This window comes from Litoribacter populi, assembly GCF_007483685.1.
GTDB classification, from domain to species: domain Bacteria; phylum Bacteroidota; class Bacteroidia; order Cytophagales; family Cyclobacteriaceae; genus Litoribacter; species Litoribacter populi.
This window is the reverse complement of sequence record NZ_VMKN01000003.1, coordinates 189,829-196,607: the sequence shown is the minus strand read 5'-3', so window position 1 is coordinate 196,607 and position 6,779 is coordinate 189,829. Positions and strand designations below refer to the sequence as shown.

The 6,779-nt window shown below is 49.6% G+C and carries 5 protein-coding genes; 3 read left to right on the top strand and 2 right to left on the bottom strand.

Annotation, left to right across the window (positions count from 1 at the left end):
• Positions 1 to 137: 137 nt before the first annotated feature.
• Complete coding sequence (locus FPL27_RS19615; RefSeq protein WP_143962936.1) at positions 138 to 740, bottom strand: SPOR domain-containing protein; 603 nt, start codon at positions 738 to 740, stop codon at positions 138 to 140.
• 743 nt (positions 741 to 1,483) lie between these two features.
• Here FPL27_RS19615 and recJ point away from each other — a divergent pair.
• The 3 genes from recJ to FPL27_RS19600 are packed head-to-tail and all read left to right on the top strand — an operon-like array spanning position 1,484 to position 5,443.
• Positions 1,484 to 3,184: a single-stranded-DNA-specific exonuclease RecJ gene (recJ, locus tag FPL27_RS19610; RefSeq protein ID WP_143962935.1), complete on the top strand. Its 1,701-nt coding sequence runs from the start codon at positions 1,484 to 1,486 to the stop codon at positions 3,182 to 3,184.
• A 2-nt stretch (positions 3,185 to 3,186) separates the two neighbouring features.
• Complete coding sequence (gene lptB / locus FPL27_RS19605; RefSeq protein ID WP_143962934.1) at positions 3,187 to 3,918, top strand: LPS export ABC transporter ATP-binding protein; 732 nt, start codon at positions 3,187 to 3,189, stop codon at positions 3,916 to 3,918.
• A 4-nt stretch (positions 3,919 to 3,922) separates the two neighbouring features.
• The gene (locus tag FPL27_RS19600; RefSeq protein WP_143962933.1) at positions 3,923 to 5,443 is read left to right on the top strand and encodes a GH3 auxin-responsive promoter family protein; all 1,521 of its coding nucleotides are present in this window, start codon (positions 3,923 to 3,925) and stop codon (positions 5,441 to 5,443) included.
• Between the two features lie 484 nt (positions 5,444 to 5,927).
• Here FPL27_RS19600 and FPL27_RS19595 read toward each other — a convergent pair whose 3' ends face one another.
• Complete coding sequence (locus FPL27_RS19595) at positions 5,928 to 6,698, bottom strand: S1/P1 nuclease (RefSeq protein ID WP_143962932.1); 771 nt, start codon at positions 6,696 to 6,698, stop codon at positions 5,928 to 5,930.
• Positions 6,699 to 6,779 lie beyond the last annotated feature (81 nt).

The window sequence follows — 6,779 nt, the reverse complement described above, 5'->3', positions numbered from 1 at the left end:
GCGCGAGGCGACGCGGAGGGCTGAGGGTGGTTATGTTGGAGATGGCGTTTGGGTGTAGCAACCGGCAGGCCTTCAGTACCTAAACCTCTAAACCTCCGATACGCGCAGCGTCAATCGGAAATAACCCTCTAACCCATCTACTCAGCTAACGCTTCTTCTAGAACTTCTTTCAAAGGCACTCTCTCACCATCCTTATAGGGTACAATCCAGGCGTCGCGGATGCCGGTTTTTCTAAGGTGTTTTTTGAGTTGGTCGGCTTCGGGGTAGGAGCGGAAGTTGCCCATGATGTATTTGTGCCAGTCGTCGGTTTCTTCGTATTGGAGTTGGGGGCTGGTGCCGGTGGCGTGACTGAAGTCGTAGTCGGTGAAGGCGCCGATCTGGACTCTGAAGACTACGCCTTTATTCCATTGCTCTTCTTTTTCCCGCATGGCGGTAAGTTCTTCGGTTCGCTGATCTAGTTCCTTTTGGAGTCTGGAGAGTTCGTTTTTGAGTTCGGTGATGCGCTGATCTTTATCTTGGATGTCGCCCTGCAGCTGGCTGGTCTGTTGGCTGAGTTCGTCGACTTTTTGTTGGAGTTCGGCTTGGCGGGTTTTCATGGCGTCAAACTCCTCAGGAGAGAGTTTGCGCAGCTCGCGGCGGAGTTCGCGTTGCTGTTTTCTGTCTTGTGCTGCTGCTGTATGGGTGATGCAAAGGGTGGGGGCGAGCAGGCATATGGTGAGTAAGAGGGTTCTAAAAGCCATAAGATGTATTAAACCTAAAGTGTAAAAATTACCGTTAGTCTTGCCTAAAATACGGATAATTTGTGATTAGAGCAAAATTGAGACCAAATAGGTGGTTGGGGGTTCGGGGTTGTCGTTGTTGTCCGCCCGATGAGCTAATCTCGACCTGCGGTCGGATTGTGCTCATCGAGGCGTGGTTGTCATTGTTGTCGTTGTTCTACTGACGTTAAGCACCTTCATCCCATTGGCAGCCATCAGCTGACAATCCACGTGCGCAGCTCCTTAATCCCTTAATCCTTTCAACCTTTAAACTACCCCTAACCTTTTCTACCGTCCCGAAGCGCCTCTTGATTTTTTACATGGGCGCCATTCGGGACATCTACTATCTACTTCAGAATCCGGGGGTAGAAGGTAGAAGGTAGATTCCCCGCGAGGTGTCTGGCTTCGCCGTGGCCACCGCGGGGAGGGTTAGGGATGAAGGTGGATTCGTGGGTTGGCTTCATCTCTAACCCTTTCTACCGTCCCGAAGCGCCTCCTGATTTTTGCTCGGCGCCATTCGGGACATCTACTATCTACTTCAGAATCCGGGGGTAGAAGGTAGAAGGTAGATTCCCCGCGTGGTGGCTGGCTTCGCCGAGGCCACCGCGGGGAGGGTTAGGGATGAAGGTGGATGCGTGATTGGCGTACCGACATCCCCCCTGCCCCCCTTCGAAGGGGGAATGGTGTGGTGCTTATTATCAGAATAATTTAGTAATTTAGGAGCTATGGAGTTTAGGTGGAAAATAAAGGCGCCGGCGGAGGGCGAGAAGGTGGATCGGCTGGGGAGCGAGATTAATGTTAACCCGGTGCTGGCCAACATACTGGTGAATCGGGGTGTGGATAGCTTTCAGAAGGCGAAGGATTTTTTTAGGCCTGATCTGGATAAGCTTCATGATCCTTTTCTGATGAAGGATATGGACCTAGCCGTGGATAGAATCCAAAAAGCCATCCTTGCGCAGGAAAAAATAATGGTTTATGGTGACTATGATGTTGACGGGACCACGTCGGTGGCGCTCATGTATGGTTTCCTCCGTGATTTTTACCCAAATGTGGACTTCTATATCCCAGACCGCTACAAGGAAGGTTATGGCATTTCCGAAAAGGGGGTAAGGTATGCCGCGGAAAACGGTTTTACGCTTATTATTTCTCTGGATTGTGGTATCAAGGCCCTGGAAAAAGTGGCGCTTGCCAATGAACTTGGCGTGGATTTTATCATCTGCGATCACCATACCCCGGGCGAAGTGATACCCGATGCGGTGGCGGTGTTGGATCCCAAGCGTGTGGATTGCGATTATCCTTATAAGGAACTCAGTGGTTGCGGGGTGGGGTTCAAACTCATTCAGGCTTTTTCCATAAAGGCAGGAAGGGATCCCGCTAATTTGAATAGTTTCCTGGATCTGTTGGCGGTCAGCATTGCGGCTGATATTGTGCCGATTACTGGGGAAAACAGGGTGCTGGCTTTTTATGGGTTGGAACGTTTGAACAATAATCCTCGTCCGGGTTTGAAGGCGCTGATGCTGAGAAGCAAGCTGGAGAAGGATATTGATATTACCGATATTGTCTTCAAAATAGGACCAAGGATCAATGCATCGGGAAGGATTGAGCATGCCAAGGCCTCGGTGGAACTCCTGATCAGTAAGGATCTGACGGACGCCTTGAGAAGGGCCGAGTTGGTGGAGGATGTGAATGCGGCCAGGAAGAATTTTGATGAAAACATCACCCGTGAAGCCATTCAGATGATCGTGGAGCGGGACACTTTGCAGGAATATAAGAGTACGGTTCTTTTTAAAGAGGATTGGCATAAGGGTGTGATCGGGATAGTGGCTTCGCGCTGCATTGAAAAATATTATAGGCCGACCATCATCTTGACCGAGTCTAACAACAAGGCTACGGGTAGTGCCAGGTCGGTGTTTGATTTTGACATTTATGAGGCCATTAGTGAGTGCAGTGATCTGTTGGAGCAGTTTGGGGGACATAAATACGCCGCTGGGCTGACCATGTCGGTGGACAATGTGGTGGCTTTTCAGGAGAAGTTTGAGAGAGTGGTCAGTGAAAGGCTCACCGAAATTCACATGAAGCCGGTGTTGGCGGTGGATGATGAGTTGCTTTTGGACCAGATAAATTATAAGTTTTACAATATTCTTAAGCAGATGGCTCCTTTTGGGCCAGGTAATCCGGAACCGATATTTTGTTCCAACCAAGTCTATGTGGAAAACATCCGTGTGCTGAAGGACAAGCATTTGAAGTTTGACATCGTGCAAGATGGGCAGGTGACACGGCCGACCTGCATAGCGTTTGGGTTTGCCGAATATTATCAAATGCTCAACAGTAAGATGCGATTCAACGTTGCGTATGAAGTGCGTGAGAATACATTTAGAAATACCAGTTCACTGCAGTTGTACGTGAAGGATATAAAATTTGATTGAATATGATTTTAAAGGCCGACAACCTTGTTAAGATATATAAAGGCAGGAGAGTAGTAAATGACATTTCCGTGGAGGTGGCCCAAGGCGAGATCGTGGGGCTTCTTGGTCCTAACGGGGCAGGAAAGACTACCTCATTTTACATGATTGTGGGCTTGATACAACCCAATTCGGGGAAGATTTATCTGGACGACCGCAATATCACCCCCCTTCCTATGTACCGTAGGGCCAAACTTGGGATTGGTTATTTGGCGCAGGAGGCATCCGTGTTTCGAAAACTTTCTGTGGAGGAGAACATCATGGCGGTGTTGGAGATGACCAATTTGCCGAAGGCTGAGCAAAAGGAAAGAACCGAGATGCTGCTGGAGGAATTCAGTCTTACCCATGTGCGCAAAAACCTGGGGCAGGTGCTTTCCGGAGGGGAAAGAAGAAGGACCGAGATTGCCCGGGCTTTGGCGGTGGACCCGAAGTTTGTGCTATTGGATGAGCCTTTTGCTGGGGTAGATCCTATTGCGGTGGAGGAGATTCAGACCATTGTGGCCCAGCTTAAGAATAAAAATATCGGTATTTTGATCACTGATCACAACGTAAACGAGACACTCAGCATTACCGATAGGGCATATCTGATGTTTGAGGGGAAATTGCTAAAGGCAGGCACCGCCGAGGAACTTGCTGCTGATGAGCAGGTGAGAAAGGTGTATTTGGGTAAGCATTTTACCCTGAAGCGCAAAATATGATAGAATGGAAGTACTGAATACTTTTATGACCTGGATCTTCCGCAACCGGATAGGCCAGATAGAGAATTTCATGCAGCATCCAATAGATGTGCAGCAGGAGATATTTTTTGAATTGATAAAGACCGCCCGGAAAACCCATTTCGGGAAGAAGTATCATTTCGGGGAAATCAGAAATTATAGGGAATTTGCCGAGAGGGTGCCTGTTCACGATTATGAGCAGATGAAGCCCTATATCGACCGCTGCATGAGCGGGGAGCAGAATGTGATCTGGCCGACCGAGATCACCTGGTTTTCCAAGTCCAGCGGTACCACAGGCAGCCGTAGCAAGTTTATTCCTGTTAGTCCGGAGGCATTGGAAGAATGCCACTTTAAGGGTGGAAAGGATATGCTTTCCCTGTATGTGAGAAATTATCCCGATACTAAGCTTTTTAGTGGTAAGAGCCTGACCATTGGGGGTAGCATACAGGTAAACCCATTGGATGGGACAAAGAACAGTTTTTATGGGGATGTATCGGCGGTGATCATGCAAAATCTGCCCATGTGGGTTCAGTTTGCGCGCACGCCATCCCTGGAAGTGGCCTTGATGAGTGAGTGGGAGGCCAAGATTGAGCGTATGGCTATAGAAACCATGCAGGAAAATGTGAGCAGCATGGCCGGTGTGCCTACTTGGGCTATTGTGCTGATCAAGCGCATTATGGAAATCAAGGGGGCGGACAATATTCTGCAGGTATGGCCGAATTTGGAAGTTTTCTTCCATGGAGCGGTGGCCTTTGGACCATACCGTCAACTTTTTGAGGAATTGATTCCTTCGCCGAAGATGCATTATATGGAGACTTATAATGCTTCGGAGGGCTTTTTTGGGATTCAGGATCAGAGTGACTCGGAGGATTTGCTGTTGATGCTGGATTATGGGATTTTTTATGAATTTATCCCCATGGAGGACTGGGACAGCGATGATCCTAAGATTTTGCCTTTGCAGGAGGTGGAACTGGGGAAAAACTACGCCATGCTGATATCCACGAATGCAGGTTTGTGGAGGTACAAGATCGGTGACACGGTGAAATTCACCAGCATCCGTCCTTATCGTATCCGCATCAGCGGGCGTACGAAGCACTTTATAAATGCCTTTGGAGAAGAGGTCATCGTAGAAAATGCCGAGAAGGCGATTGAGTTAGCCTGCGCCGGAACCAATTCCACGATCGTAAACTTCACCGCGGCCCCGGTATATTTTGAAGGCATGACTGGCAAAGGTGCCCATGAGTGGATCATCGAGTTTGAGACCTCTCCGGCTGATAGGGAGGCGTTTGTGAGTTTGCTGGACAACAGCCTGCGTGACCTCAACTCGGACTATGATGCCAAGCGGTATAAGGACATGGCCCTGACGGCCCCGAGGGTGCATTTTGCGGAGACGGGTTTGTTTGAGAGGTGGTTGAGGAGTAAAGGGAAGCTTGGGGGGCAGAATAAAATCCCCCGCCTATCCAACAACCGCGACTTTGTAGAGGAGCTGTTGAAAATGAGAAATTGATTCCGTGCCGGCCTGCCTACGCAAGGCCGGCAGGGTTGTCCGCTGCGCTGTTGTCCCGCCGTTGGTCGGCTTCGCCTTCCCGGCTAAGTTGTCATAGTTGTGATTGTTCTATTCGCGGTTGTACGGGGAGGGATGAGGCTAGGATTACGGCAGCCTTCATCCCTCCCCTAAGTAATTTCCTGCTGGGCGCAAAGGTAGAACAATGACAACTTGACAACTGTCCCGGTCCTGCGCAGCGGGGCCACGGGACGGACAACAGCGAAGCGGACAACTAGACACTCTTTACTTGGTACCTAGTACTTTGTACCAAAAAAAAACTCACCACAGAGAACACAGATTTACACAGAGAATAACTTTAATCTGTGGGAATCCGTGGAATCTGTGGTGAACTACCTTCAGCCTTGTCGTCGCTTGCGATTTCTAAACCTCTAAACCCTCTAGATGCGCGTAGCGCCTATCTAGAAATAACCCTCTAAACGGCTATTTAACCGTAAATCTCGTTAAGCAACCCCGCCAATCTCAGTCCCCCGGCAAGGAGCCTTTCTTCCACCAAGTTGTAATACTTGTAATTATATGGATAGCTCAGGCGTTTGTTGTCGGGGAGGTCGTAGACTGCGGGGCGGAGGTCCATGGCTTCCTGGAGCCAGTCATTGATGGAGGCTTTTTGGTACTTAGTGACCGTTTCCTTGTCGGCTCTTTTGTTGAGGTGGGTGGCGATTTCGGTGAAGGAGAGATTTTGGCCTTCGATCATCTTGGTGTCCCACACGCTGTGGAGGTTGGTTTCCTGGTTGAAGTAGAAAACTCTCACGTCATTTCCCCCTTTGTCATCGCCTCTGCCAACATGTAGCGGCTGGTGAAGGTCTCCCACGATGTGGATGAGCATTTTGAGATACTCGCTTTCTTCTTTGGCGGACAACTCTCCGCTTTTTAGTTTTTCCTTGATGTTGTTCAGCATCTGGAAGGCATCGCCAGCGGCTTCCTGTACTTCTCTGTCATAGTTTTCCCCATCAGGGATGGTTACCCAGTGCCAAGTGGCGGTGTGGTCGTATGCCTTGTCTGAACGGATTTCATCCATCCAGTTGGCGACCATTGGGATGCTTTCATGCTTGAGGATGGCTTCGATGTTTTTTCTGGCTTTCTTGTTCAGGTGCCATTCGGCCAGTTGGCCCACGACTCTATGGCCGTTTTGTCCCCAGCCGAAGCTTTGTGTGACAAAGCAGATTAGGAGGAAGAGGGAGGTAATTGTTTTTTTCATTGTTTGTAGTTGTCGTTGTTGTCCGGCCCCTGGGTCGGCCTCCCGCGGGAGGTTAACTGCGCCTCCCGGGGCTTGTTGTCA

What these genes read in the sequence shown, in the direction of transcription:
- FPL27_RS19615 (WP_143962936.1), bottom strand. Translation starts at nt 740, where the DNA reads ATGGCTTTTAGAACCCTCTTACTCACCATATGCCTGCTCGCCCCCACC.
- recJ (WP_143962935.1), top strand. Translation starts at nt 1,484, where the DNA reads ATGGAGTTTAGGTGGAAAATAAAGGCGCCGGCGGAGGGCGAGAAGGTG.
- lptB (WP_143962934.1), top strand. Translation starts at nt 3,187, where the DNA reads ATGATTTTAAAGGCCGACAACCTTGTTAAGATATATAAAGGCAGGAGA.
- FPL27_RS19600 (WP_143962933.1), top strand. Translation starts at nt 3,923, where the DNA reads ATGGAAGTACTGAATACTTTTATGACCTGGATCTTCCGCAACCGGATA.
- FPL27_RS19595 (WP_143962932.1), bottom strand. Translation starts at nt 6,698, where the DNA reads ATGAAAAAAACAATTACCTCCCTCTTCCTCCTAATCTGCTTTGTCACA.